The sequence below is a fragment of the Mesonia sp. K4-1 genome, from assembly GCF_008017825.1.
In the GTDB taxonomy this organism is placed as follows: Bacteria; Bacteroidota; Bacteroidia; order Flavobacteriales; family Flavobacteriaceae; genus Mesonia.
In genome coordinates this window covers 1-25640 of record NZ_VRLS01000043.1, presented here as the reverse complement: position 1 = coordinate 25640, position 25640 = coordinate 1, and the positions used below count along the sequence as shown (strand labels likewise).

General features: G+C 34.4%; 26 protein-coding genes and 1 tRNA gene. 17 read left to right on the top strand and 10 right to left on the bottom strand.

Going from position 1 to position 25640, the window contains the following annotated elements:
• Window position 1: 1 nt before the first annotated feature.
• The 6 genes from FT986_RS07035 to FT986_RS07010 are packed head-to-tail and all read left to right on the top strand — an operon-like array spanning window position 2 to window position 5813.
• Window positions 2–1399 (top strand): NAD(P)/FAD-dependent oxidoreductase, encoded by a 1398-nt coding sequence (locus FT986_RS07035; protein ID WP_147864484.1) that lies wholly within the window; start codon window positions 2–4, stop codon window positions 1397–1399.
• Between the two features lie 29 nt (window positions 1400–1428).
• A complete protein-coding gene (locus FT986_RS07030; RefSeq protein ID WP_147864483.1) occupies window positions 1429–2190 on the top strand; it encodes a 2-keto-4-pentenoate hydratase in 762 nt (253 codons plus the stop codon).
• Window positions 2191–2194: 4 nt separating this feature from the next.
• Window positions 2195–2623 (top strand): RidA family protein, encoded by a 429-nt coding sequence (locus FT986_RS07025; RefSeq protein WP_147864482.1) that lies wholly within the window; start codon window positions 2195–2197, stop codon window positions 2621–2623.
• Entirely contained in the window at window positions 2610–4061 is a 1452-nt protein-coding gene (locus tag FT986_RS07020; protein WP_147864481.1) for an aldehyde dehydrogenase, read from the top strand. The genes FT986_RS07025 and FT986_RS07020 overlap by 14 nt, the downstream gene beginning before the upstream one ends.
• Window positions 4062–4089: 28 nt before the next feature.
• The gene (locus tag FT986_RS07015; protein ID WP_147864480.1) at window positions 4090–5172 is read left to right on the top strand and encodes an amidohydrolase family protein; all 1083 of its coding nucleotides are present in this window, start codon (window positions 4090–4092) and stop codon (window positions 5170–5172) included.
• Complete coding sequence (locus FT986_RS07010; protein WP_147864479.1) at window positions 5172–5813, top strand: O-methyltransferase; 642 nt, start codon at window positions 5172–5174, stop codon at window positions 5811–5813. The genes FT986_RS07015 and FT986_RS07010 overlap by 1 nt, the downstream gene beginning before the upstream one ends.
• On the opposite strand, the gene FT986_RS07005 is transcribed toward FT986_RS07010, so the two are convergent.
• From FT986_RS07005 to FT986_RS06970, 8 genes are all read right to left on the bottom strand, one after another.
• Window positions 5790–6365 carry a phosphatase PAP2 family protein gene (locus tag FT986_RS07005; protein WP_147864478.1) on the bottom strand — a complete coding sequence of 192 codons (576 nt, stop codon included), beginning with the start codon at window positions 6363–6365 and terminating at the stop codon, window positions 5790–5792. The two genes, FT986_RS07010 and FT986_RS07005, sit on opposite strands and share 24 nt — an antisense overlap.
• Before the next feature lie 6 nt (window positions 6366–6371).
• Window positions 6372–6650 (bottom strand): twin-arginine translocase TatA/TatE family subunit, encoded by a 279-nt coding sequence (locus FT986_RS07000; protein ID WP_147864477.1) that lies wholly within the window; start codon window positions 6648–6650, stop codon window positions 6372–6374.
• 69 nt (window positions 6651–6719) lie between these two features.
• On the bottom strand, window positions 6720–9029 hold the full coding sequence (locus FT986_RS06995; protein ID WP_147864476.1) for a M1 family metallopeptidase: 2310 nt from the start codon (window positions 9027–9029) through the stop codon (window positions 6720–6722).
• A 34-nt stretch (window positions 9030–9063) separates the two neighbouring features.
• Complete coding sequence (locus tag FT986_RS06990; RefSeq protein ID WP_147864475.1) at window positions 9064–9570, bottom strand: DUF6702 family protein; 507 nt, start codon at window positions 9568–9570, stop codon at window positions 9064–9066.
• The gene (locus FT986_RS06985; protein ID WP_147864474.1) at window positions 9557–10348 is read right to left on the bottom strand and encodes a hypothetical protein; all 792 of its coding nucleotides are present in this window, start codon (window positions 10346–10348) and stop codon (window positions 9557–9559) included. Before FT986_RS06985 ends, FT986_RS06990 begins: the two co-directional genes overlap by 14 nt.
• A complete protein-coding gene (locus tag FT986_RS06980) occupies window positions 10335–11144 on the bottom strand; it encodes a carboxypeptidase-like regulatory domain-containing protein (RefSeq protein WP_147864473.1) in 810 nt (269 codons plus the stop codon). The genes FT986_RS06985 and FT986_RS06980 overlap by 14 nt, the downstream gene beginning before the upstream one ends.
• Complete coding sequence (locus tag FT986_RS06975; RefSeq protein ID WP_147864472.1) at window positions 11131–11892, bottom strand: hypothetical protein; 762 nt, start codon at window positions 11890–11892, stop codon at window positions 11131–11133. The genes FT986_RS06980 and FT986_RS06975 overlap by 14 nt, the downstream gene beginning before the upstream one ends.
• A gap of 31 nt (window positions 11893–11923) precedes the next feature.
• Window positions 11924–12709: a hypothetical protein gene (locus FT986_RS06970; protein WP_147864471.1), complete on the bottom strand. Its 786-nt coding sequence runs from the start codon at window positions 12707–12709 to the stop codon at window positions 11924–11926.
• Between the two features lie 100 nt (window positions 12710–12809).
• Here FT986_RS06970 and pepE point away from each other — a divergent pair, with 100 nt between their 5' ends.
• Window positions 12810–13514, top strand: coding sequence for a dipeptidase PepE (gene pepE / locus FT986_RS06965; protein WP_147864470.1), 705 nt, complete (start codon window positions 12810–12812; stop codon window positions 13512–13514).
• Window positions 13514–14425: a glutaminase gene (locus FT986_RS06960; protein ID WP_147864469.1), complete on the top strand. Its 912-nt coding sequence runs from the start codon at window positions 13514–13516 to the stop codon at window positions 14423–14425. Before pepE ends, FT986_RS06960 begins: the two co-directional genes overlap by 1 nt.
• A 33-nt stretch (window positions 14426–14458) precedes the next feature.
• Here FT986_RS06960 and FT986_RS06955 read toward each other — a convergent pair.
• Window positions 14459–14531, bottom strand: a tRNA-Gly gene (locus FT986_RS06955).
• 161 nt (window positions 14532–14692) lie between these two features.
• Here FT986_RS06955 and FT986_RS06950 point away from each other — a divergent pair.
• The 9 genes from FT986_RS06950 (at window position 14693) to FT986_RS06910 (ending at window position 20867) form a co-directional block, all read left to right on the top strand.
• On the top strand, window positions 14693–14980 hold the full coding sequence (locus FT986_RS06950; protein WP_147864468.1) for a GNAT family N-acetyltransferase: 288 nt from the start codon (window positions 14693–14695) through the stop codon (window positions 14978–14980).
• A gap of 4 nt (window positions 14981–14984) precedes the next feature.
• Window positions 14985–15428 carry a GNAT family N-acetyltransferase gene (locus FT986_RS06945; RefSeq protein WP_147864467.1) on the top strand — a complete coding sequence of 148 codons (444 nt, stop codon included), beginning with the start codon at window positions 14985–14987 and terminating at the stop codon, window positions 15426–15428.
• Window positions 15425–16165 carry a M15 family metallopeptidase gene (locus tag FT986_RS06940; RefSeq protein ID WP_147864466.1) on the top strand — a complete coding sequence of 247 codons (741 nt, stop codon included), beginning with the start codon at window positions 15425–15427 and terminating at the stop codon, window positions 16163–16165. The genes FT986_RS06945 and FT986_RS06940 overlap by 4 nt, the downstream gene beginning before the upstream one ends.
• A 68-nt stretch (window positions 16166–16233) precedes the next feature.
• Window positions 16234–17745, top strand: a complete 1512-nt coding sequence (gpmI, locus tag FT986_RS06935) for a 2,3-bisphosphoglycerate-independent phosphoglycerate mutase (protein WP_147864465.1) — start codon at window positions 16234–16236, stop codon at window positions 17743–17745.
• Window positions 17742–18311, top strand: a complete 570-nt coding sequence (locus tag FT986_RS06930) for a thioredoxin family protein (protein WP_147864464.1) — start codon at window positions 17742–17744, stop codon at window positions 18309–18311. Before gpmI ends, FT986_RS06930 begins: the two co-directional genes overlap by 4 nt.
• A 6-nt stretch (window positions 18312–18317) precedes the next feature.
• Window positions 18318–18728 carry a BT0820 family HAD-type phosphatase gene (locus FT986_RS06925; RefSeq protein WP_147864463.1) on the top strand — a complete coding sequence of 137 codons (411 nt, stop codon included), beginning with the start codon at window positions 18318–18320 and terminating at the stop codon, window positions 18726–18728.
• A 6-nt stretch (window positions 18729–18734) separates the two neighbouring features.
• Window positions 18735–19538: a type I methionyl aminopeptidase gene (map, locus tag FT986_RS06920; RefSeq protein WP_147864462.1), complete on the top strand. Its 804-nt coding sequence runs from the start codon at window positions 18735–18737 to the stop codon at window positions 19536–19538.
• Window positions 19510–20100, top strand: coding sequence for an HNH endonuclease (locus tag FT986_RS06915; RefSeq protein ID WP_255505929.1), 591 nt, complete (start codon window positions 19510–19512; stop codon window positions 20098–20100). The genes map and FT986_RS06915 overlap by 29 nt, the downstream gene beginning before the upstream one ends.
• On the top strand, window positions 20100–20867 hold the full coding sequence (locus tag FT986_RS06910; RefSeq protein WP_147864597.1) for a class I SAM-dependent methyltransferase: 768 nt from the start codon (window positions 20100–20102) through the stop codon (window positions 20865–20867). The genes FT986_RS06915 and FT986_RS06910 overlap by 1 nt, the downstream gene beginning before the upstream one ends.
• Window positions 20868–21200: 333 nt before the next feature.
• Here the strand turns inward: FT986_RS06910 and FT986_RS06905 are convergent.
• A partial coding sequence (locus FT986_RS06905) for a T9SS type B sorting domain-containing protein (RefSeq protein WP_147864461.1) occupies window positions 21201–25640 on the bottom strand: 4440 nt, incomplete at its 5' end.

Genomic DNA, 25640 nt, shown 5'->3' with positions numbered 1-25640 from the left:
GATGAAAAAAGAAGAACATATACTAATTATTGGGGCCGGACTTTGCGGAAGTCTTCTTGCCTTAAGATTAGCGCAACGAGGCTATCAAGTAAGCTTAATAGAGAAAAGACCCGATTTAAGATGCACAGATATTGCTGCTGGAAGATCAATTAATCTGGCATTTTCAGATCGTGGTATAAAAGCGATGAATCTTGTCGGTTTAAAAGGAAAGGCTAAAGACTTGTGTATTCCTATGCAAGGAAGAATGATTCACAATTTAGGTCAAGATGAATTTTTATCTCGCTACAGCGGATTAGAATCTGAATACATCAACTCTATTTCTCGAACAGATTTGAATGCTCTTTTACTCGATGAAGCAGAAAAAATGTCTAATGTAAGCATTCAGTTTAATCAATCTTGTACCGATGTGGACTTACAAAAAGCTCACGCAACTTTTGAAGATTACAACACCAAAGAAACACAAACCATTAAAGCCGATATTATATTTGGAGCAGACGGCGCCGGTTCTGTAGTAAGAAAAAGCATGTTAGAGGATCATTTGTTTCTCTTTAGCTTCTCACAAGAGTATTTAACTCACGGCTATAAAGAACTTACCATTCCACCTGGAGAAAATGGAAGTTTTAGAATAGAAAAAAATGCTTTACATATTTGGCCTAGGGGAGAAAATATGGTGATTGCCTTACCTAACCTTGACGGAAGTTTTACCGTAACTCTATTTTTATCTTACGAGGAGGGAGAATATAATTTTAAGAATTTAACCACACCAGAAAAGGTGCAGGAATATTTTGACACAGCTTACCCTTCAGCTGCTGCACATATGCCTACTTTAACAGAAGATTTTTTCAATAATCCAACAGGAGCTTTAGGTACTGTAAAATGCTCACCATGGAATAGTTTTGGAAAAGTGATGCTTATGGGAGATGCGGCACACGCCATTGTACCTTTTTACGGACAAGGAATGAACGCTTCTTTTGAAGATGTAGTAGTTTTAGATGAAATGATAGAAAAGTATGAAGGAGATTGGAATACAACATTTTTAGAATATCAAAAAAAGAGAAAAATTGACACCGATGCTATTGCAGATCTAGCTATTGATAATTTTCATGAAATGAAAGAGCATACGGCTGCCCCCATATTTCAGCAAAAAAGAAAATTAGAAACTGCTTTTGAACAAGAGTTCCCTAAAGAATATGCTTCTAAGTACAGACTTGTTACTTTTCAAGAAGAAATTGGTTATGCTGAAGCTTTAGAAAAAGGAAGAGCTCAAGACAAAGCAATACTCAATTTACTTGCTCAAAATAGAATCGACGCTCAGCTTTCCTTACAAGAAAAGTTGGTGCTCGTCAACCAAGAAACACTAGAAATACTAAATGAAGATGCCGTTTTAAAAGTAAAATAACTTCTAAATCAGCAAAATCCATATATAATATGAATAACGAAGAAATTGCAGAAATACTCGATCAAGCTGCTAAAAATGCAACGGCAACACAGCAATTAGCCGAAAAGCACGAATTTACATTAGAGGACGCTTATGACATTCAGCGCCTATCTATTGATAAGCGTTTAGCACGCGGAGAGGAAATTACTGGTTTTAAATTAGGATTCACCTCTCGTGCTAAGATGGAACAAATGGGAGTTCACGATCTAATTTGGGGAATCCTAACCAATGAAATGGAACTGCAACCTCAAGAAGAAGTTAATTTAGACCGCTGGATTCATCCAAGAGCAGAACCAGAGATCGCTTTTAGAATTTCTAAAGATATAGAAGAATCTATTGGTTTAAAAGACATTCATAAGTATGTGGATGCTATGGCGCCAGCTTTAGAAATTATAGATTCTAGATACGAAAATTTCAAGTTCTCGTTAGAAGATGTTGTAGCAGATAATTGTTCTTCAACTGGATATGTCATCGGCGATTGGATTGATCTTAATACAGAGATCTCTGATCTTAATATTGATTTACGTACCAATAATGAAGTTATTCAGGAAGGAAAAACATCTGCTATTCTTAATAATCCACTTCAATCTCTAGTAGAGTTGAGTAGGTTAGCTTCAAAAGCGGGAATAAAAGTAAAGAAAGGTCAAGTAGTTTTAGCTGGTGCAGCAACTGCAGCATCATACCTAGAAAAAAATCAGCATATAGAAACTCAAGTAGAAAAACTTGGCAAAGTTTCATTTAAAACAAAATAATATCATGGAAGGGAAAGTAATTGAAGGAAAAGCTACACCAAGAGGAAAGTATCCACACGTTAAAAGAGTAGGCGATTTTATTTTTGTTTCTGGCACCAGCTCTCGTCGTGCAGATAATACTTTTGAAGGTGTAGAGGTAGATGAAATGGGAACCACCAACTTAGATATAAAAAAACAAACCGCTGCCGTTTTAGAAAATATTGATAATATTTTACAACAAGAAGGGGCTAGTTTAAAAGATGTAGTAGACGTGACCACTTTTTTAGTCAACATGAATGATTTTAAGGGATACAACGAAACCTATGGTGAGTTTTTTGAACCTGCAACAGGTCCGACTAGAACTACTGTAGCCGTTCATCAATTACCACATCCACATTTATTGATAGAAATTAAAGTCATGGCATATAAAAAACAAGCTTATGCAGGACATTAAAAATTTTATTGGTGGTAAATTAAAAAATCCTATAGATGGAAGCTGGCTAGACAATTATAATCCTGCTAAAGGTGAGGTTTATTCTAGAATTCCCGCTAGTAACTCTAAAGATGTAGAGCAAGCTGTGGAAGCAGCAAAAAATGCTTTTCCTGTTTGGTCAGAATTCACCATAGAACAACGCAGTAAAGCATTACACGAAATTGCCGATAAAATTGAAGAAAACCTTATCGCTTTCGCGGAAGCAGAATCTCTAGATAACGGGAAACCCCTAAGCTTAGCATTAGCTATTGACATTCCTAGAGCTATAAGCAATTTTAGATTTTATGCGCAAGCGATCACACAATTCGCTAGTAAATCTCACGAAACTGTGGGCACCAACAGCATCAACTTTACCTTAAAAAAACCTCTTGGTATAGTAGGCTGTATTTCACCTTGGAATCTTCCATTATATTTATTTTCGTGGAAAATAGCTCCAGCCTTAGCTGCAGGAAACTGTGTAGTAGCTAAACCAAGTGAGGTTACACCCATGACTGCTTATCTATTAAGTGAAATTTGCAAAGAAACCAGTTTACCAGAAGGAGTTTTAAATATTGTACATGGTACGGGACCAGATACAGGACAAGCAATTGTAGAGCATCCACAAATTAAAGCCATTTCTTTTACTGGCGGAACAAAAACTGGAGAGATGATTGCTAGAACTGCAGCTCCTATGTTCAAAAAATTATCTCTAGAACTTGGCGGGAAAAATCCCAATCTCATTTTTGCCGATTGTGATTATGATAAAATGCTTCAGACCACAATTAAATCTTCTTTTGCTAATCAAGGGCAAATTTGTCTTTGCGGAAGCAGAATTTTTGTTGAAGAAAGCATCTACGAACAATTTAAAACTGATTTTGTTGCTGAGGTAAAAAAATTGAAAGTTGGTCCTCCTTCCGAGGCATCGAGCAATTTAGGCGCTTTAGTTTCCGAAGAACATTTGGAAAAAGTATATAAATACATTCAAGACGCACCTCAACAAGATGCCACAATTTTATGTGGAGGAAATAAAGTAGAGGTAGAAGATCATGAGCAAGGCTATTACTTAGAACCTACAGTTATCGAGGTAAAAAGTAATCGCTGCGCACTTAACCAGCAAGAAATTTTTGGTCCAGTTGTTACCATCATGCCTTTCTCTTCTGAAAAAGAAGCCTTAGCTTTAGCCAATGATGTTCGTTATGGACTATCGGCCACGGTTTGGACTAATAATCTTAATCGTACGATGAGACTTAGCAATCAACTTGAAGCTGGAATCGTCTGGGTAAATACTTGGCTTAACCGAGATTTAAGAACTCCATTTGGCGGAGTAAAAGACAGTGGTGTTGGTCGCGAAGGCGGCTTTGAAGCTCTAGAGTTTTTTACTGAACCAAAAAATATATGCATTCAATACGCAGCTGAATAACCACTAATTACCAAAACCAACCATCCCTATGAAAAAAAGACTTAGAATTAACGGCCATTCCCACTTACTACCTTACCCACATGAAATTCCTGCTTTTATGAAAGAAAAAGAGATTTTTTGGGTAGATGAGGAGCGTAAATTTATGCTTCAAAAAAACTGGAAAAGACCGGTAACCGATTCTAGTTTCTTTTTAGATGAAAAGTTAGAATGGATGGATCGCTACGATATAGATCACGCTGTTGTACTTAACCTATCACAACTTTACGGAAATGGTTTGCGTGTAGAGGAAATGAAAAAAGCTTTACGTTTTCAAAACGATTTTAATGCAAAAGTTCAGCATAATCATCCCTCTAAATTTACATGCGGATTCGTAGTTCACCCAGGCTTTGTTCGTGGAGCATTGTGGGAAATTGAACGTTGTGTAGAAGAGCTAGGCTTACAATTGCTGTGTCTCCCTACGCATTATATGGATAGTATTGGAACTTGGCGTTGTATTTTTGATGAAGAAAATGAGCCTATTTTTGAAATGGCTTCTAAGTATAATTTGGCCGTAGAAATACATCCGTATGACGGAGAGAAGTTTATTTTATTAGAAAACACTTCGTGGCGTTTTCATTTAATTTGGATGCTAGCTCAATGTGCAGATGCTTATCATTTTTTAACATTGAATGGTTATCCAGATAAATACCCAAATATGCGTGTCTGTTTTGCTCACGGCGGACAATTAGCACAAATTAACTTAGGTAGAAGAATACAGGGTTTTGATGGAAGATCTGACTTGTTTGAAGGGAAAACTCACCCTCGTAAATCAGTAGGGCATAAAAATATCTTTTTTGACACCTTGGTTCATGATACGGGTTCTTTAAAATTATTAGTAGAAAATCAAAAACCTAAACAAATTATTGCAGGTTTAGATGACCCTTATCCGTTAGGGGAAATGGATAGTGCTCCTCAATCATCTTATCCAGGTAAGATTTTAGATTTAGCCGTTGAAAGGAAAATTCTTACGAAAGATCAATGCGACGATATTTGGGAAGATAATGTAATACAGTGGCTGTGTGGGGACGATCAAGCAGCAAAAGATAAATTAGTAAAACGTATTTTAAGCTAATGCATTTTTTACCAGAAGATATTAATCAATACGTAGAGCAGCATTCTCAACAAGAGCCAGAGTTATTGCAAAAACTACAAAGAGAAACTTTTCAAAAAATATTACAACCGCGAATGTTAAGCGGTCACTTTCAGGGGAGAGTTTTAAGCATGTTGGCTAAACTAATTCGTCCTAAAAGCATTCTCGAAATAGGTACCTATACAGGATATTCAGCTTTATGCTTAGCGGAAGGAATGGATCCCGATGGTAATTTGTACACTATCGATAAAAATGAGGAATTAGAGGATTTTCAACGTAAGTATTTTGATTTATCACCTTGGGGCAAGCAAATTCACCAGTATGTAGGAAATGCTCTTGAGGTTATACCGCAAATAGATGTAGAGTTTGACTTGGTTTTTATTGATGCAGATAAACAAAACTACCCTAATTATTTTGATATAATTTTGCCGAAAATAAAATCTGGAGGAGTTATTTTATCTGATAACGTATTATGGAGTGGAAAAATAGTCGAATCCGTAAAAAAAGGAGATAATGATACTGAAGCTTTACTTCTCTATAACAAAAAAATCAATGAAGACCCACGCGTAGAAACTGTTTTACTCCCCATTAGAGATGGGTTAACTGTTACTAGGGTTCTTTAAATTATTATCGATAAGTTTTTTATAGAAATAATAGACAAAAAAGGCACAAAATAAGCCTACAATTGCCCCACCAATTAAATCGCTTGGATAATGTACTCCCACGTAGACCCTACTTGTGGCAAATAAAAATGGCCATAAGTAAAATATATAAACCCATTTCCATTTTTTTCTTAAAGCTAATACTACGAAAGTTGTAATTGCTACAGAAGTTGAAGTGTGTCCTGAAACAAAGCTATAATAAGTAGGTTCTTGTAATATTCGAATAACTTCTTGAAATTCATCTACATTATTAGGTCTTGCTCTAGCTATAGTAGCTTTAATAATTCGCGTTAGACCGAATGTTACAGCAAAACTAGCTAAGAAAGAAATTAAGCCTATAAGAATGTTTTTTCCTTTATGAGAAAGGATAATTAAGATAGCAAGCAAAATATATAAAGGAATCCAGGTTTCTTCTTGTGTAACAAATATCCAAAAAGCATCAAATCGCTCTACTCCTAATCCGTTAAGATATATAAAAAGATCTCGATCCCATTGTTTAATTTGTCCTATCATAAATGCTTATCGCTTTCTACTCACAGAACCTGTAATTTCCTCTATTTCATCTTTTACCTTATCAACCTCTTCTTTTACATTCTTGCCTCCCATATCACCAAGGTGTTTATCGGTACTAGAAGTAATTTCTGATTTAATATCATTGGTAGCATCTCTAACAGTACGCATACCTTTCCCTAATCCACGTGCGATTTCGGGTATTTTATCGGCTCCAAACACCATTACCAGTATAAATACGATAAAAGCTATCTCAGCGCCACTAATAAATAATGGAATCATTTGCATACCACAAATATAACATGAAAAAAAAAGCTGACTCGTTAAAGTCAGCTTAAAAATTAAATAGGTTGAATATTATCCTTTTGTCTTTTCTTCTTTGAATTTTTCAAATTCATTTGGCTTCTCTTCTTGTGGCCAAGAGTTATTTGAAGTATCAACGTCGGCAGTTTCCATATCTGGATCTACTACAATAGATTCTAATTCTTTATTTGTTGCCAACACTCGAGTTACTTCTTTATCATTCTTTCTCCAGATTTGTGCTGGGTAATTAATTCTTTCTGAAGTACCATCTTTATATTTATATTCTACAATAAGTGGCATTACTAAACCTCCTGGTTTATTAAATTTAATTTGATAGAAGTGCTTAGGAACATTCATATTTTGACGCTCTTGTTCCGTAAAGTTATCCATCATAAACGTTTTAAGTTTAGGCGCATTTTCTAAAGCAGATTTGTTTTTCATTTCTGGTTTATACTCTTCACTACCCTCTTCTACCACATACAAAGCGTCTATTTGAGAGGCATCTTCAATCCCATAACGCTTTAACATTTCTTTTCCTGCTTTTGTAGGTTGATCAGTAACATAGTAAGAGTTTACTTCTTCAATTCCTATGTCTACGAAGTCTGTAGTATAAAACCAACCTCTCCAATACCAATCTAAATCTACGCCTGAAGCGTCTTCCATAGTTCTAAAGAAATCTTCTGGAGTTGGGTGTTTAAACATCCATCTTCTTGAATAAGTTTTAAAAGCGTGATCAAACAATTCTTTCCCCATTACCGTTTCTCTTAAGATATTAAGTGCGGTCGCTGGTTTACCATAAGCGTTATTCCCTAATTGGTAAACTTGCTCTGGATTACTCATAATTGGTGAAATAAAGTCCTGGTTACCTTTCATATAACTAGTGATCTTTGCTGGGTCTCCTCTTCTTGAAGGGTAGTTATCTAATGGTGCAACAGCTTCTGGATGTTTTTTTCCAAATTGCTGCTCTGAAACAAACTGAACAAAGGTATTTATTCCTTCGTCCATCCAACCCCATTGGCGTTCGTCACTATTTACGATCATAGGGAAAAAGTTGTGACCTACTTCGTGAATAATTACACTTATCATTCCAAATTTAGTACGGTCACTATAAGTACCATCTTCATTTGGACGACCATAATTCCAGCAAATCATAGGGTATTCCATCCCTTGATTTTTAGCATGTACAGAAATTGCTTTATGGTATGGATAATCAAAAGTCATATCGCTATAACTAGTTAAAGTATGAGCAACAGCCTTGGTAGAATACTCTTCCCATAGAGGGTTACCTTCTTTAGGATATAAAGAAACCGCCATTACTTCACGATTTCCTACTTTTACATTTTGCATATCCCAGATATACTTTCTAGAAGTTGTAAACGCAAAATCTCTTACCATTTTAGCTTCAAACTCCCAAGTTTTAGTTTTATTAGAAGCTCCTTTTTCTGCTTTTTCTGCTTCCTCTTGCGTTACAATAAGAACAGGCTTATCAAAAGATTTTTTTGCTTGTTCGTAACGATCCATCATTTTCTTAGAAAACACTTCTTTTCTATTTTCTAATTTTCCAGTTGCATCTAAAACATGATCTGCAGGAACGGTAATTTTTACATTATAATCTCCAAAAGGTAAAGCAAACTCTCCGCTTCCCCAAAATTGATAATTCTGCCAACCTTCTACATCATTATATACTGCCATTCGTGGAAAAAACTGTGCTATTACGTAAGCGTAGTTTCCATCTTTTTCAAAAAACTCATATCCAGAACGTCCTCTATTTACTATGTGATCGTTAATATTATACCACCATTTTATAGAAAACTCTACATCGTCTCCTGGCTCCAAAGCCTCAGGAAGATCTACACGCATCATGGTTTGATTGATCGTATATTTTAAAGGAGAACCATTTTGAGTTACTTTTTCAATATTAAAACCACCATCAAAAGGTTCATCTACAAATTGAGAAACAAAACGTCCTGTTTGGTTAACTGCAGCAATACCATTACCATTGCGCAATTGAGATTTGCTATCTTTTGCTCTTACATTTTGATCTAATTGAACCCATAAGTATTCTAAGTGATCTGGAGAGTTGTTAGTATATGTAATAGTCTCTTCCCCATATAGTTTTTGATTTTTATCATCTAAAGTGATATCCATCTCATAGTCTGCCGTATTTTGATAATATGCAGGACCAGGAGCTCCAGACGCAGTTCTATACTGGTTAGGAGTTGAAAACTCTTGATATAGTTGTCTAAACTTATTAGTGTTTTGATGACCTTGTTGTGGTTCTTTTTCTGTAGGCTCTTCTTGAGCAAAGACAACAACGCTTGCCATCGCAAAAATGAAGGTCATTACTCTGTGTAAATTTTTCATGTTCATGAAATTAAGTTTATATTAGTAGTGATGGTTAATTAAATTTAATAGTACCTGTTGGTTTTTCTTTCACCAACATAAGAGATTCTGTTTCTCCTCCTTTTTCAAAATGCACCAAGTTTTTTTGTTCCTCAAATAAATCGGTTAACAAAAGATTGGTGATTTCTACGGAAGAGAAGTTTTTTACACCCTCAATTTCAAAATAACAAATTATAAGGTCATCTTCATAGCGTTTTCCTATAAAATTGAGATTAAGATCTTTATTTTGAATGTTTATTTTTAATTTTTTATTAAAATATTGCTGAATATACACATTATTTTCAGCTAAATCTTGCCCTCTCAATAATTGAACATTCTTGTCATATCGAGTTTGAAGCAATTTTTGAAAATCATCTACAAAAAGTCGAGTAATAATTTGAACCGAAGAAGATTTCTCTACATAAGCTGCATCGGTAACGCTTAGATAAAATTTATGTGTTCCTTTAAAGGATAAACACGAACAAACTAAAAATAAAAAAATGATTTTTTTAAGGTGACTCATTATTAATTTCTTTGAGCTTTATATAGTCTACAGACTTTTGCTGTAAAAACTGAACTAAATCTAAGGTTTGCATTTCTTTGACTATTAAATCTGGAAAAGGTTTAAAAGTGGCACAATAATATAGAAAATCTTTCACTAAATTCTCTGGAACCTGAAGTTCTTGGGTATAAAAATCTAAAGGAAATATATCATAAGCTTTTTCCATTAAACTTTTTTCTATTTCATAATCCCGTTGACGATAAACCATCGCTAACCTTCCAGAAAAATAATTGATGATAGGGTCTAAAGGAACAATTCCTCCTCCCGAAGTTGTAGCGGTGTATACTCTACGCTGTGCCAATGTCGATCTATTTTTTACCACAGGCAAACCAAAATTAGAAGCGTCTAAATAAGGCTGAGTTTCTATAGCTTCTACATCTTTACTTAATAAACCCGTTAAATTAATATTAGAAACTTTTACCTCTTTTAATTCGTTAATTAATGGAAGTAAGTAAATCTTTTTCTCACTCTTAAAATCTTCTGCGGTGACAGTGATTTGGTAAGGTTCATATTGTAAAGAAGAAAAAAATATAATATCTCCCGCTTTCGCGGAAATTTCAAAATAACCGTTTTTTTGATTAACAGTTCCTTGTTTAGAGTTAAGGTTAACCACATTTACTTCTCTATATGCAATTGAATCGGCTATAATTTCACCAGAAAAGTTCTCTTCTTGTGCCCAAGTAAAACTTGAGATAAGTAGAAAAATCAACGTGATTGTAAAAAGCTCAATTCTGCTCATTATCCAATTCTTTGAATACTTTATATGCTGTCGATTTTCCAATTAAAAATTCAATTAAATCTAAAGTTTTCTTTTCCTGTTCAATAAGTCTTGAAAAGCTTTTAAAAGTAACACAGAAATATAAAAAATCCTCGATTAAATTTTCTGAGATGCCGAGTTCATCAGTATAAAATTTACTATTGAAAATTGAATAGGCTTTTTCTAAAGACATTTTTTCAATTTCATTAATTCGTTGACGACGGAACATAGCCATTTTACCCGAAATTTCATTCATTACCCTATCTACAGATATTGTAAGGTTGGGCACAGTAGTAGGTTTTGACCAAATTAATTGATTACCCGAAGTATACAATCTCCTTTCAGCTAAAGTAGATCTATTTTTAATTACAGGAAAGCCTAAACTAGAAGCATTATAATACCTTTGAGTCTCTATAACTTCTACATCTTTATTTAAAAAACCAGTTAAATCTACATTAGAAAGATTAACTCCCTCCAACTCATTTATCAAGGGATGTAAATAAACATTTTTCACTTCCGTAAAGTCTTCCGCTACGACGGTTATTTGGTGAGGCTCATATTGTAAGGAAGAAAAAAATATAGTATCCCCCGCTTTCGCGGAAATTTGAAAGTTACCGTTTTTAAGATTGACAGTTCCTTGCTTTGAATTTAAATTGACCACATTTACCTCTCTAAATGCAATGGAATCGGCTATTATTTGTCCTTTCAGGTTTTTTTCTTGAGACCACATTGCATTAGAGAATAAGATGCAATAAGCGATTAGTTTAAGGACTTTCATTTTTAAATTTATGGTAAGCAGTCACTTGTTGCTGAAAAAACTCGATCATTACAAATGCGTCGTTTTTATTTACAGTTGATTTAAAATTTTCTTGCTGGGAGCAGAAATACAAAAAATCATCAATCCAAGTGGGTTTAATATTGAGGGTTTCTTCAAAAAAATTATTAGGGACTAAACTTTCGCTTTTAGCGATGAGCTGCTCCAAGTCGGCATATTCTTTTTGACGTTTTAGCATTTCCATTCTTCCGCTAAGCACATCTATTAAAACTCCAACGGGTCCTCCAGAAGCCGCCGTATAGAGTCTTCTTTCTTCCACAGTTAATCTTGGAGCTGTTCGTACGGGCAAACCTAAATCTCTAGCGCTTAAAGAAGGTTCTAAATCCATATTATTAGCATCTGCGAGTAAATCTCCTGTTAAAGTTAAAGATGATATATTGACTTCTTCTAACTCGTTAACCATCAAAAAAAGAATAATTTGGTGGTTCTCTTTTTCTAATATTTTTTGAGTAATCTCTACCGTATAAGGTTCATATTTTACAGAAGAAAAAATTACCTTATCTCCCACTTTGGCGGGAATAGAAAATTTTCCAGATTTTGAGTTTACCGTCCCCAGACCATTATTATAATTCACGATATTCACTTGAATCTCTGCAATAGAATCGGCTACAATAGTCCCTGAAAATTCTTGTGCATTGCTATAGAATAACCCGACAAGAAAAAATATAATAATGAAGTAATTTTTTTGCATAAAAAGAAATTGGCTCTATTTTAAAGACAGCCTACTTCTGTTGTTGTTGCATTTTGTAGGTTTTACTTTTTTCAATTAAAAACTCAATAAGATCTAATTCATTACCCTTTTCTAACATATTTTGATTTAAACCATTCTCTTGAGTATAGTAGATAAACTCGTTTATATTTTCTTCTTTTATATCTAGATTACGTTTAAAAAAATCGTCGTTGTAAACTTTTCTTATTGCTACATCTATTTCTTCTGTATTGGCATTATCATTTTTATCAGTAAAAATAGCTCTAAACATATTTGCGAAATTTAGACCATTGGTTAAATATCCTTTATCAATAGAAATATTTTCGACTTTAGAATTTTTATCATCTCTAAATTTATAGTCATACGTGTTGACCATTTCTAAAGAAGATAATTCTGGTCTTCCTGCGTCTACAGTTTCTATTTTGGCAACATCGGCCTGTACATTACCTGAAAGGTCATAGGGCCTTACAGTAACTTCTTCAAGCTCATTAACCGCCTCGCTAATTTTTATATTTATTGTTTTATTTTTAAGCACACCTTCGTCTACGACTACGATAAATTCTTGGTATTGAATAGAAGAAACTAAAAGACGGTCATCTAAACCTACCTTTAATATAAACTCCCCATACTTGTTAGTCGCAGCGCCTTCAGTTGTACTCATATTGTATATATTTATATCACCAGCATCCATATAGCTATCTACACTCACTTGGCCTTTAATAAATACTCTATTTTCTATTTGTGCATGTAAAGCAGTTAAATTCAGTAAAACAATTAATAGAAGAAGTCTTTTTTTCATAACTTTTTTGATTAGGGTAAATCTTATAGAAAACTTAAAAAGTGTATAATTCTTTTTTGTAGGTTTTCAATACTATAAATTTACATAAAAAATACCATATATGAATTGTATTATCGCCAGTACTTCTACCGTTCACGGAAGTGATTACCTGGGTTATTTCCCCAATGCCTTAACGGAATTATTTAAAGGAGTAAATGAAATTATTTTTATTCCTTATGCAAGACCAGGAGGTATAACTCATGATGAGTATACTCAGAAAGCTCAAGATGGACTTCGTTTTTTAAATATAAATGTTGTTGGAATTCACCAAAAAGAAGATCCTAAAACAGCCATTAAAAATGCTGAAGCTATTTTTACAGGGGGCGGCAATACATTTTTATTAGTATCACAACTTTATCAAAACGATGTGATGCAACTCCTAAGTGAAAAAATAAAAAAGGGATGCGCTTATTTGGGCACAAGTGCGGGCAGTAATATTTGCGGAAAAACAATGAATACCACTAATGACATGCCAATTGTGCATCCTCCTTCTTTTAAAACGCTAGGGCTATTTTCGTTCAATATTAATCCGCATTACTTAGATCCTGATCCTTCTTCAACACATAAGGGAGAAACTCGAGAAACTAGAATAAAAGAGTTTCAAAACCTTCAAAAAACTCCAGTCGTTGGTTTAAGAGAAGGAAGTTGGTTACGAATAAAAAACAATGACATTCTTTTAAAAGGAGATTTAAAAGCTCGCGTGTTTATTCCGCAAAGAGATCCTATAGAAGTTGAGCCTAATCATTCTTTTAAAGATTTATCATAATGGATTATCAAGCAATTCTTAATGTTATAGAAAAAGAACTGGAATCTTTTGAAGATGAAGGGAAAGTAGCAGATTATATTCCTGAACTTGCATTTGTACCTTCCGATAAGTTTGGAATGCACCTACACTGTATCGATGGCGGGGATTATTCATTTGGTGACAGTGAAGAAAAATTTTCTATACAAAGTATCTCTAAAGTTTTTAGCCTTGCGTTAGCTAAAAAATACGGAAGTAAAATTTGGAAGCGAGTAGATGTAGAACCTTCAGGTGACCCTTTTAACTCCTTAACTCAGTTAGAAAAAGAAAAAGGAATTCCTAGAAACCCTTTTATTAATGCAGGTGCTTTAGTCATTGCCGATATTTTAGTCAGTTGCTTAGATAATCCCAAAAAAGACTTATTAGATTTTGTGAGGTTAATTGCTCAAGACGATGACATTCATTACGATGAAAAAGTGGCGAGCTCGGAGAAAAAACACGGGTATAGAAATATCGCTTTGGTAAATTACATGAAAGCCTTAGGTAATATAAATAACGATGTAGATGATATTTTAGATTTTTATTTTTACCAATGTTCTATATCTATGTCTTGTCACCAATTAGCAAAAGCTTTTATGATTTTTGCTAACGAAGGAAGAATTATGGGAACTGAAGAAAAAGCTATAAAGTCTAACAGTACAAAACGTATAAATGCTATTATGCAGACTTGTGGTTTTTATGATGAAGCTGGAGAGTTTAGCTTTAGAGTAGGTTTACCAGGCAAAAGTGGTGTTGGTGGAGGCATTGTAGCCATACACCCTCATCAGTACGCAGTAGCAGTTTGGAGCCCGTTATTAAATGAAAAAGGGAATTCAGAAAAAGGAATGCGAGCTTTAGAAGAATTGACTACACTTACAGGGCTTTCAATATTTTAAAATAAAAAAAGCCTCTTAAAAAAGAGGCTCTTGAGCGGGAGACCAGGTTCGAACTGGCGACATTCAGCTTGGAAGGCTGACGCTCTACCAACTGAGCTACTCCCGCATTGCGGAGGCAAATATAGTATATATCTTTAGTTCTAAACAAATAAAAATTTATTTTTTTTATAGAATTCAATTAATTTTTAAATACAATAAGTTACATTCATAAAATAATTTTAATTTTAAAGTTAGAAATTATTTTCAACCACAAAACAGCTTCTCCCTATGAGCCAATCAATTAAACATAAAGAAAACCAAACTAACGGTATGTTTTATCTTGAAGATAATAATGGAATACTCTCTGAACTTACCTATATAAAAAAAGATAATAACATTTTAGTAATTGATCATACCGAAACTAAAAAAGGAGAAGAAGGTAAAGGTTTAGCTTCAAAGTTATTAGATCATACGGTAAATTATGCTAAAGAGAATAATTTTAAAATAGATCCGCTTTGTCCTTTTGCCGAAGTAAAATTTGATGAAAACGAAGAGTATCAAAAACTAAAAGCTTAATTTGTTGAATATTCAGATTAGAGTAGTAGAAAGCAATACAGTTCTTCCTATACGTCAAAAAGTATTAAGAGATGGTAAAGCTTTAGAATTTTGTAAAATGCCTGGCGATGATGACAACTCTACAATTCATTTGGGTGTCTATTTTAATAATGTTTTAGCAGGCATTGCTACTTTGATGATTGATGATCATCCAGATTTTTCATTTAAAAATTCTCAATTACGCTTACGCGGAATGGCAGTATTACCAGATTATCAAAAGAAACAATTAGGTAACTTATTGCTAGAAAAAGCTATAGAAATTGCAAAATCACAGAACTACAAAATCTTATGGTTTAACGCCAGAGAAATAGCTGTTGGATTTTACCAAAAATTCGGATTTTCAGTAAAAGGAAATGTATTTATGATTGAAGATGTTGGTCCACATTTTCTTATGTATAAAAGTTTATGAACAGAAGAAGTTTTATAAATAAAAGTGTTCTTACAGCAAGCGCAAGTTTGCTTCCTCTTTCTTTTTGGAATTCATTAGATTCGGAAGAATTTACCATTGAAGAACTTACCGGTAAAGCCAATACTAAATTTTATGGCAACGGTTATCTAGTTAGGAAAGAAGTAAATGAAGCATTTATAAAAATGCAAGCTGCTGCGAAGAAAGAAAATATCAACATTCAAATTGTATCTGCTTATCGTGGTTACAAACGTCAAAAACAAATTTTTAATGCTAAGTTTACTCGGTATACCCATCAAGGATTAAATGAAATAGAAGCCATTAATAAGATTATTGAATACTCTACTATTCCAGGAACTTCTAGACATCATTGGGGCACCGATATCGATATTATCGATGCTAACGCTACTCAACCGAAGAACGTTTTACTTCCTGAAAATTATGAATTAGAAGGTGTATATTATAAAATGAAAATGTGGTTAAATGAACATAGTGAAAAATTTGGATTTTATATAGTGTATACTAATAACCCTAACCGAAAAGGCTTTTACCCAGAGCCTTGGCATTTTTCTTATCGAAAAATTGCTTTACCTATGTTAAAGGCTTATAAAAAAATTGATATTCATAAAATTATAACCAACGATACCAATCTTAAAGGAAGAAATTTTTTAAGTACAGCTTTTATAGACAGTTATAAAAACGACAATATTTTTGATATTAATCCAGCATTACTTCCGTAAAGGAAATTTAGCATAACTTTATAAAAAAAAGATAGCTAACTTCTTTAACTTTGCGGCAAAACAATATCATGTCGAACAAAGCTATTTTAGTCATTTTAGATGGCTGGGGTGAGACAAAAGATAAAAGTGTATCTGCTGTAGACCAAGCTAACACCCCATTTATAGACTCTTTATATAAAAACCATCCGCATGCTTTATTGAGAACTGATGGTGAACACGTGGGGCTGCCTCATGGACAAATGGGAAATAGTGAAGTTGGACATCTTAACTTAGGAGCTGGAAGAATAGTTTATCAAGATCTAGCAAAAATAAATAGAGCTGTAGAACATAAGTCTTTATCTACAGAACCTGTTTTAGAACAAGCTTTTGATTATGCTGTAAATCATAAAAAACCTATTCATTTTATTGGTTTAGTTAGTGACGGTGGTGTACATTCTCACATTAATCACCTAAAAGGTTTATTAGAAGCTGCTAATGAATTTGGCGTAAAAGATAAGTACATTCATGCTTTTACAGACGGTAGAGATGTAGATCCAAAATCTGGATTAGGTTTTATAGAAGAAATCGAAAATTCTTTAGAAGAAACTCAAAGTACTTTAGCATCGGTTGTGGGAAGATATTATGCGATGGATCGTGATAACCGCTGGGAAAGAACAAAAAAAGCTTATGATTTATTAGTCCATGGCGTTGGAGAAGAAACATCTTCTGTAGTAAATCATATTCAAAAAAGTTATAATAACGGAATTACCGATGAGTTTTTAGAACCAATTTTGGTGAATACTCAGGGTAAAACGCATACGATAGAAAAAGGAGATGTCGTAATTTTCTTTAACTTTAGAACAGATAGAGGACGCCAACTTACTCAAGTTTTATCACAAGAAGATATTACTGAATATAATTTAAAGAAACTTCCGTTGTATTTTGTTACTATGACGAATTACGACAATACTTTCTCCAATATAAATGTTGTTTTCAATAAAAATAACATTAATGCTACATTAGGAGAAACCCTAGAATATGTCGGAAAAACTCAAGTAAGAGCTGCCGAAACAGAGAAATACCCTCATGTTACTTTCTTTTTCTCTGGCGGAAGAGAAGTTCCATTTAAGGGAGAAGAACGAATTCTTGTTCACTCTCCTAAAGTTGCCACTTATGATCTACAACCCGAGATGAGTGCAATTGAACTTACAGATAAGTTAGTTGATAAAATTGAAGATAACGATAAGGACTTTTTTTGTATTAATTTTGCAAACCCAGATATGGTAGGTCATACAGGAGTTTTTGAAGCTGCAATTAAAGCTTGCGAAACTGTCGATGCCTGCTTAAAGCGAATAGTTGAAGCCGGAAAAGAAAATTACAACTTTATTATTTTAGCTGATCATGGAAATAGTGAGAAAATGAAAAATGAAGATGGATCGATGAATACCGCACACACTACGAATCCTGTTCCCGTTATTTTGATTTCTTCTGAAAATAAAAAAATTAAAGATGGTATTTTAGGTGACATCGCCCCTACTATTCTAGATCTTATGAATATTGATAAACCCGAGTTAATGACTCAAAAAAGCCTTTTAATATGAAAGTAACATTCACCTTTTTAGTTGCGCTGTTAACTCTAACTTCTTGTAAAGCTCAAGAAAAAACATCAACCAATACCACTACCGAAAATACAGTTGTTTCAACCTCAGAATCAACTCCGCAAGACAATGATTATTCAGGAAAGATTACAGAAGAAGACTTTAAATCTGGAAATCTAAAAGAGTGGTTTATGCCTGGATATGAAGCCTACGAGCCAGAAGAAGAAATCGTAGAAAAAATCAATAAAAACATCGACGAGTATAAAATTAAGGTTTTTATGGGTACTTGGTGTTCAGATAGTCGAAGAGAAATTCCAAAACTTTATAGTTTACTTGATAAAATTGATTATAACCAAGATCAACTTGAAGTAATTGCAGTAGATAGAAGTAAAACTACCGCGCAAGGTTACGAAAAAAACTACGACATACAGTTTGTACCTACCATTATATTTATAGATAAGAATGGAAAAGAAGTAAATAGATTCGTTGAGTTTCCACAAGAAACTTTAGAAGAAGATATTTTAAACATTGTAACTAATCAGCCTTATAAAAATAGTTACGCAGATTAATTACTTATGAAAAACAGTAAATCTTTATTGATAGCCGTAGATTTTGACGGAACTATTGTAGAAAATAAATATCCTAAAATAGGGGAACCTATGATTTTTGCTTTCGAAACTTTAAAAAAGCTTGAAGAAATAGGACATCGATTGATTCTCTGGACCTACCGTTACGGAAAAGAATTGGATGATGCCGTTGCATTTTGCGAAGAGCGAGGAATTAAATTCTACGCAATCAATCAAAGTTTTCCTGAAGAAGAATTTGACCCTAGAGTAAGCAGAAAGATTAATGCTGATGTTTTTATTGATGATAGAAATATTGGTGGTCTTTTAGGATGGGGAGAAATATATCAGCAAATAATAAACGAAGAACCAGAACATTTAAAGCCTACAAAAAAGAAAGGTTTATTTTCCTTTCTCAAATAAAAGCATATGATTATACCAAAAAATAGCGAAGAAATTGAATTAATGAGAGAAAGTGCTTTAGTAGTTTCTAAAACTTTAGGAATGATTGCTAAAGAAGTTAAACCTGGCGTAACCACTTTACAACTAGATAAACTTGCTGAAGACTTTATAAGATCTGAAGGTGCTATTCCTGGTTTTTTGGGTCTTTACGACTTTCCTAATTCATTATGTATGAGTCCCAATGCTCAAGTTGTGCATGGAATACCTAATGATCAGCCTTTGCAAGAAGGAGATATTATTTCTATAGATTGCGGAGCTATAAAAAATGGTTTTTATGGAGATCATGCTTACACGTTTCCTGTTGGAGAAGTAGACCAAGAAACGGCAGAATTATTGAGAGTGACCAAAGAATCACTCTATAAAGGAATAAAAGAATTTAAAATAGGTAACCGTGTTGGTGATGTAGGTTATGCTATTCAAAAACACGCCGAGGACCACGGTTACGGTGTAGTAAGAGAATTGGTAGGTCATGGTTTAGGTAGAACGATGCACGAAGATCCAGAAATGCCCAACTACGGAAAAAGAGGAAGAGGAAAAAAGTTTGTAGAAGGTATGGTTGTCGCAATAGAACCTATGATTAATATGGGCACTAAAAACATTAAACAACTTAAAGATGGTTGGACAATCCTTACTCGCGACGGAAAGCCTAGTGCACATTTTGAGCACGATGTAGCTTTAATAGATGGTAAACCACAACTACTATCTACGTTTGAATATATTTATGAATCGTTAGGAATTGAGAATGATGAAGAAAGAGAGTTTAAAAAATAAAGAAAGTTTTTATCTCAATAATAATTTATTAGAGGAGTGGAAATTTTACTACGAAGAAAACTGGGCAGAAGGTTATGAAGTAGCCCTTTCGAGTAAAGGTCGTGTAATGAACTTTGTAAAAAGTAAACACGGAAAAATCTTAAAGGGGAGTACTATTAATGGTTACCCTATTTTCAATACACGATTAAAAAATGGCAAAAGAAATAATTTCTATACCCATAAATTAATCGCAAAAGCATTTCAAGAAAAACCTGAAGATGCTCTTTTTGTCATTCATAAAAATTATGATAAGACAGATAATAATCTAAATAATCTTCAATGGGTTAACCGAAAAGAATGGGAGCGTCATCAAGATAAAAACCCAAAGGTTATTGCCAAAAGAAAGAATAAAAGTAGAAGCTTTGCTAAATTAAGTTACGCCCAAGCTACTATTTTAAAGAAAAAGTTATTAGATCCTAATAGGCGAACAAGATTAAAAGTTTTAGCTAAACAATTTGGAGTTTCAGAAATGCAGCTTCATAGAATTAAAACTGGAGAAAACTGGGCCGACATAAAAGTATGATTAAAAAAGGATTCCGGTTTATTCTTAACCACATACCAAGACCTTTACTTATAAAATTGAGCTATGTAGCCAGACCTATTTTAGCTACTGCACTCCGAGGGAAAAAATATACAGATCCTATAGACAAAAAAAGTTTCTCTACTTTTCTTCCTTATGGATATGTTACTCAACGCCCTAATGTTTTATCTCCCTCTACCCTTTCTCTAGAAAGACACAGGTTATTGTGGTTATATTTAGAAGGGCAAACCGATTTTTTTACACAACCTAAAAAAATGCTTCATTTTGCTCCCGAGCAAGCCTTTTATAAGCGATTCAGGAATATGAAGCATCTGGATTATACAACTACAGATTTAAATTCACCTCTTGCTGATGTTAAAGCTGATATTTGCAAACTTCCTTTTAAAGATAATAGCTTCGATGTAATTTTCTGCAATCACGTGTTAGAACATATTCCAGATGATGACTTGGCAATGCAAGAACTTTATCGGGTTTTAAAACCCAAAGGTTTCGCAATTTTACAAGTCCCCCAAGATTTAAATAGAGACACTACTTTTGAAGACGATAGTATTACCGATCCTAAAGAAAGAGCTAAAATATTTGGTCAATATGACCACGTGAGAATTTACGGAAGAGATTATTTTAAGAAACTAGAAGAGAAAGGTTTTATAGTGAAACAAATACTTCTTGCTAATCAACTCAGTAAAGAAGAAATTGAGCGTTACCGCATTAATCCTACCGAAATTCTACCTGTTTGTTATAAGGATTAATAATGATAATATTAAAGTGTATTTCTCACAGTAGGCATCAATCTATAATCTACTAAAAATTTTATTTTACACCATTAAGTTATCAACTTAATTAGTCACACATATTCAAAACTGAATAGCTTTTCTTAACTCTTCCAACTAACTTGTTTTACAAATTTTTAGTGATTTTTGATAATATTTTAAGAATCGCTCTGACTAATCATAGTTATTACATTTACAAAATTTTCTATAATAGTATAAAAACCCTCCTATAAGTTTATTTATAAAAAAAAGATCCCTCCAATATTGGAGGGATCTTTTTTTGTTGGTCTTTTGCTTTCGCGGAATTACCTTTTATCTCTTCAAAGTAAAGTTAGCTTTGAATTCTTTTCGGGTTCCATCAATATCAGTGTACTCTACTCTGAACCAATAATCATTAGATGGCATTAGTTTTCCATTGTAGGTTCCATCCCATCCTGGACTGCTAGGGCTTAATTGTTTTAATAATTTTCCATAACGATCAAAGATGTAAATCTTAGCATCTAACTGGTTAGAGATTCCTTGGATATTCCAAGTATCATTGTAACCATCTTGGTTAGGGGTAAAGAATTTAGGATAGTCGATAAAGAATACTTCATTTAGTGTAATTCCACATCCGTTTCTATCTCTTCCTCTTACCTCGTGAACTCCTCCTGATAATCCATCTAGAGTTAATGTTCCTTCTGCTCCTAAAGCGATCCAAGGTCCATTATCTACACTAAACTCATAGTCTCCTGCTCCAATCACATTGCTGATCAATAAAGCGTGTTCTCCATTAAAACCAAATGTAGTAGACTCTACTGTAAATTCTGGTGGGTTCCCAGAAGCAAATGTAGCACTGCTTGTACTTGCACATCCTGTTAAAGGATCAGTCACTGTTACTTCATAGGTCCCAGGTTCACTTACGGTTAAACTTGATCCTGTTTCCATTAACGTAGCTCCGTTTTGAGTCCACTCAAAGTCATATTGAGTAGTGCTTAATCCAGTCTCTATCGTTACAGAGCTGTAATCTCCTCCTACTACAGGAGTGTTTGGATCTAGATCTTCACAAAGCACTGTTCCATCATAGCTAGAGATGTCTATAATTGGGCTTTCCCCTATTTCGATCTCTATAGTCGCAAATAACTCTGACTCACATAGGGTTACCGTATCAATTACTTCTGCTATGATCGTCTGTGGATTCTCAACAGTAGTATAAGCACTTAACTGTGATGGGTCTATAGCTATTCCTGCCATATAATCATTCATCGTTGCATAATACACCACCTGAGTATTAGCTGGAGATCCTGGGTTGATCTGTCCATTATACTGGGTTAGATCAATAGTTACACTATCTCCTCCTTGCTCATCTGAACATAACTGCTCTAAGATATCTACATCATCAATACTTGGACGCTCTTCTACCGTTACCACTACTTCTCCTATAGCATTGGTATTGTAACATCCTGTATCTTTATATTCTATACGGATAAAGAAACGCTCTCCATCTGTAGCTTGGTAACCGTTAGGCACTTCTGCCGTATCTGTTTCTGCTCCTACTTGTGTAAAGTGGTAGCTCACTGTATAGTTAGTAATGTCTAAATCTTCATTTTCTGTTTGATCTAATAACGGTACTAATATTGAAGTATCTGCCGTAGTATTAGGATCGGTATCAAAATCTAGTGTAGCATCGTATACATTCTCTGCAATATCATCTAAGAAAATGGTTGCAGTTCCTGTATTACCATCTTCACATAAAATATATCCAAAAGGATCCATATCATTTAACACCGGTGCTGGCACTACATCAATTTCAAAAGATACTACTACAAAACAGAAGTTACCGTTTACATTACTATCTATTCTTACATAGATCACCTGTACACTTAATCCATCTGCATTGGTGATATTTAAACTAGGATCATTGGTATAGTTAGTAGGGTCTGCAATGTATTCTGGAGCTGTTGTATCTCCATCTTCTGCTGCATTCTCTGTTGTGTAATACGTTAATATTACATTCTCTCCTGCCGAAATTAGATCTCCGCTTTGCGTTAAATCAAAACCAGTAGCCGCTATTCCATCATTGTCATCATCACATTCTTCTAAACGTAAGATATCTTGATCATCTTCTGACGGACTTGGTAATGGCAATACTTCTATAGTTAAATTAACCGTGCTTGCACACATACCTTCTGTAGTTGTATCTACCACCTCTACAATAATCGTTTGAGGATTACTTTGGTTTTCATAAGCGGTTGGATCTCCTATAGCTGTTCCTGCTTGGTAGTCTGCATTATTTGCATAGTAGGTAAACTCATAACTACTTGGCGGGAAGTTTTGACCTGAAATCTCTCCTTCTTTTACCGTTAAGTTAAAGATGTTTTGAGGTACTGGATTCGTTGCATAATCATCATCACATAACTGCAGGTTCGTTGGATCCATTACATCCGGATTTTCTTCTACTTCTATCCAGAAACTATTGTCATTGGCAGTATCAAAAGTATCAATACATCCTGTAGCATTATTTTCTATTCGAACGAAGATACGCTGCGGATTCATATTATTGGTATACATACTTGGTACCGCAATCGCGTTGGTTCCTGCAGCTGCATCAGCTTGAGTCTCGTAGTAAGTTACTGTTACATCAGCTGGGTTTTGGTTTCCGATCACATTGGTAGTGTTTACCGTTAAATCAAATATCGCAAAACCATCTGCTGTAGCATCATCACATACAAACAGGTCTTCTAAAGTTCCTATCTCTGGGGTGGAAACTACTTCCAACTCTAACACTTCTACTACATAACACCCAGTAACGCTATTGGTAGCTCTTACATAAATAGTTTGAACTCCATTCCCTGCTACTATTCCGTAAGGTTGAGTCGTATCGATAGGGTTACTTCCTGCATCTGCATTGGCTTGGGTAATATGGTAAGTAACTACCACATTTACTTCTCCATTGGTGATGATCGGGATTTGAGCATCTAGATCAAATTCGGCAAAACCATCGTTATCGGCATCACATACTAATAGAGGATCTACAGGTACTTGTGGGGAAGGTAATGGATTCACTACTAAGGTTAAGGTATAACCTTGAGTTACACTACAACCCGTATCTTGATCTACCGATCTTATGTAGATAGTCTCATTATTTACCGTATTGGTATATGGACTGCTTAACGGATTAATCCCTGCATCTGCATCTGCTTGTGAAGCATAGTAAGTTACATCTATACTATTATCTCCTCCAGTGATTTCTAAAGTGGCATCGTTTAAATTAAATGCTTCTTGTTCATCTCCTGGGTTATTGTAATCACAAAGCTCTAAAGCACTTGGCGGATTAACCGTTGGTAATGGATTAACGATAAGCTCAAAACTAGTTTCTCCTAAACAACCATTTAACCCTTCTACTACTACATAGATAGTTTGGTTCAATCCGTTGCTAGTGTAAGCTGCTGGTACTCCAATAGGATTAGTTTGATTATCTGCATCGTTCTGTGTCTGGTAATAAGTTACCGTAAAGTCTGATGGAGTAGTCTCGTTAGCTAAAATCGCTGGTTCCATCTGTGTAAGATCGAACACCGCATTTCCACTATTGTCATCATCACAAGCCTCTAATGGATCTAAGTCGGCTGCTAAAACTGGCTGCGGACTATCTTCTACTATTAAGGTTGCCGTCACCGTACTGTAACAGTCTACTCCAGGACTCTCTACTCTTACATAAATGGTTTGAGTGGTATTTACCGTATTGGTAAATGGACTGCTTAATGGCAATACATTATTATCAGCATTGGCCTGAGTCTGGTGGTAGGTGATCGTTACACTAGGATCGTTATTGATCTCATCATCTAAATCAGTTAAAATAAATTGTCCCACTCCATCATTATCGTCATCACAGTAAATAAAATCTTGTGGTTTATTGGCTTGTGGAGCTTGATCTACTTGGAGATCTAAACTGTCTACCACGAAACACTGAGTGTTGATATTATAAATTCTTACCCATATCGTTTCATTGAAAGGATTAGTATTTGTATAACTATTAGGCAATTCATCATTAGGGTCTCCTGCTTGAGCCGTAGCCTGACTTGGGAAGTAACTCACATTTAAGTTAGGATTACTTCCTGTAAGCTGAGCGGTAGCATTACTTAAAGTAAATGTTGCTGTACCATTAGCACTTGCATCATCACAAATAATTAATGGCGCTGGTGCATTGTAACTGGGTAATGGGTTCACCGTAATATCAAACTGTGCCTCGGTAGTACAACCTGTTGTCAAGTTCTCTACTAATACAAAGATAGTTTGCGTATTTGGCGTTGTATTATCATAAGCAGTTTCAGTAGCAATTGCATTTGCATTAGCTAAATCTGTAGCATTTGCATAATACGTCACATCAAAGTTTGCCGGACTAGGCTCGTTTGATAAGATCGTTGCTTCATTATCCGTTAGGTTAAAAGTTGCTATTCCATCTGTATCATCATCACACAATTCTAAAGTTGGTAATGCATTAGGTACATCTGGATTAGGATTCACCTGTAAATCTACTGCAATAGTATTATAACATCCAGGAGGATTATTGTCCTCTACTCTTGCATAAATAGTTGCTGTAGCTGAATTATATAAAACTGGCAATACCGGAGTTCCTGCATCAGCTGCTGTTTGAGTGGCGTGGTAAGTGATCGTTACATTAGGATCATTATTTACCGCTGCATCTAAAGTAGATAGATCAAACTGTGCTTGACCTGTTCCACTATCACACAATTCATATACTGCTGGAGCTGT

Excerpts from the sequence above, each read along its gene's own strand:
- FT986_RS07035 (WP_147864484.1), top strand. The coding sequence starts at position 2 with ATGAAAAAAGAAGAACATATACTAATTATTGGGGCCGGACTTTGCGGA.
- FT986_RS07030 (WP_147864483.1), top strand. The coding sequence starts at position 1,429 with ATGAATAACGAAGAAATTGCAGAAATACTCGATCAAGCTGCTAAAAAT.
- FT986_RS07025 (WP_147864482.1), top strand. The coding sequence starts at position 2,195 with ATGGAAGGGAAAGTAATTGAAGGAAAAGCTACACCAAGAGGAAAGTAT.
- FT986_RS07020 (WP_147864481.1), top strand. The coding sequence starts at position 2,610 with ATGCAGGACATTAAAAATTTTATTGGTGGTAAATTAAAAAATCCTATA.
- FT986_RS07015 (WP_147864480.1), top strand. The coding sequence starts at position 4,090 with ATGAAAAAAAGACTTAGAATTAACGGCCATTCCCACTTACTACCTTAC.
- FT986_RS07010 (WP_147864479.1), top strand. The coding sequence starts at position 5,172 with ATGCATTTTTTACCAGAAGATATTAATCAATACGTAGAGCAGCATTCT.
- FT986_RS07005 (WP_147864478.1), bottom strand. The coding sequence starts at position 6,365 with ATGATAGGACAAATTAAACAATGGGATCGAGATCTTTTTATATATCTT.
- FT986_RS07000 (WP_147864477.1), bottom strand. The coding sequence starts at position 6,650 with ATGCAAATGATTCCATTATTTATTAGTGGCGCTGAGATAGCTTTTATC.
- FT986_RS06995 (WP_147864476.1), bottom strand. The coding sequence starts at position 9,029 with ATGAAAAATTTACACAGAGTAATGACCTTCATTTTTGCGATGGCAAGC.
- FT986_RS06990 (WP_147864475.1), bottom strand. The coding sequence starts at position 9,570 with ATGAGTCACCTTAAAAAAATCATTTTTTTATTTTTAGTTTGTTCGTGT.
- FT986_RS06985 (WP_147864474.1), bottom strand. The coding sequence starts at position 10,348 with ATGAGCAGAATTGAGCTTTTTACAATCACGTTGATTTTTCTACTTATC.
- FT986_RS06980 (WP_147864473.1), bottom strand. The coding sequence starts at position 11,144 with ATGAAAGTCCTTAAACTAATCGCTTATTGCATCTTATTCTCTAATGCA.
- FT986_RS06975 (WP_147864472.1), bottom strand. The coding sequence starts at position 11,892 with ATGCAAAAAAATTACTTCATTATTATATTTTTTCTTGTCGGGTTATTC.
- FT986_RS06970 (WP_147864471.1), bottom strand. The coding sequence starts at position 12,709 with ATGAAAAAAAGACTTCTTCTATTAATTGTTTTACTGAATTTAACTGCT.
- pepE (WP_147864470.1), top strand. The coding sequence starts at position 12,810 with ATGAATTGTATTATCGCCAGTACTTCTACCGTTCACGGAAGTGATTAC.
- FT986_RS06960 (WP_147864469.1), top strand. The coding sequence starts at position 13,514 with ATGGATTATCAAGCAATTCTTAATGTTATAGAAAAAGAACTGGAATCT.
- FT986_RS06950 (WP_147864468.1), top strand. The coding sequence starts at position 14,693 with ATGAGCCAATCAATTAAACATAAAGAAAACCAAACTAACGGTATGTTT.
- FT986_RS06940 (WP_147864466.1), top strand. The coding sequence starts at position 15,425 with ATGAACAGAAGAAGTTTTATAAATAAAAGTGTTCTTACAGCAAGCGCA.
- gpmI (WP_147864465.1), top strand. The coding sequence starts at position 16,234 with ATGTCGAACAAAGCTATTTTAGTCATTTTAGATGGCTGGGGTGAGACA.
- FT986_RS06930 (WP_147864464.1), top strand. The coding sequence starts at position 17,742 with ATGAAAGTAACATTCACCTTTTTAGTTGCGCTGTTAACTCTAACTTCT.
- FT986_RS06925 (WP_147864463.1), top strand. The coding sequence starts at position 18,318 with ATGAAAAACAGTAAATCTTTATTGATAGCCGTAGATTTTGACGGAACT.
- map (WP_147864462.1), top strand. The coding sequence starts at position 18,735 with ATGATTATACCAAAAAATAGCGAAGAAATTGAATTAATGAGAGAAAGT.
- FT986_RS06915 (WP_255505929.1), top strand. The coding sequence starts at position 19,510 with ATGATGAAGAAAGAGAGTTTAAAAAATAAAGAAAGTTTTTATCTCAAT.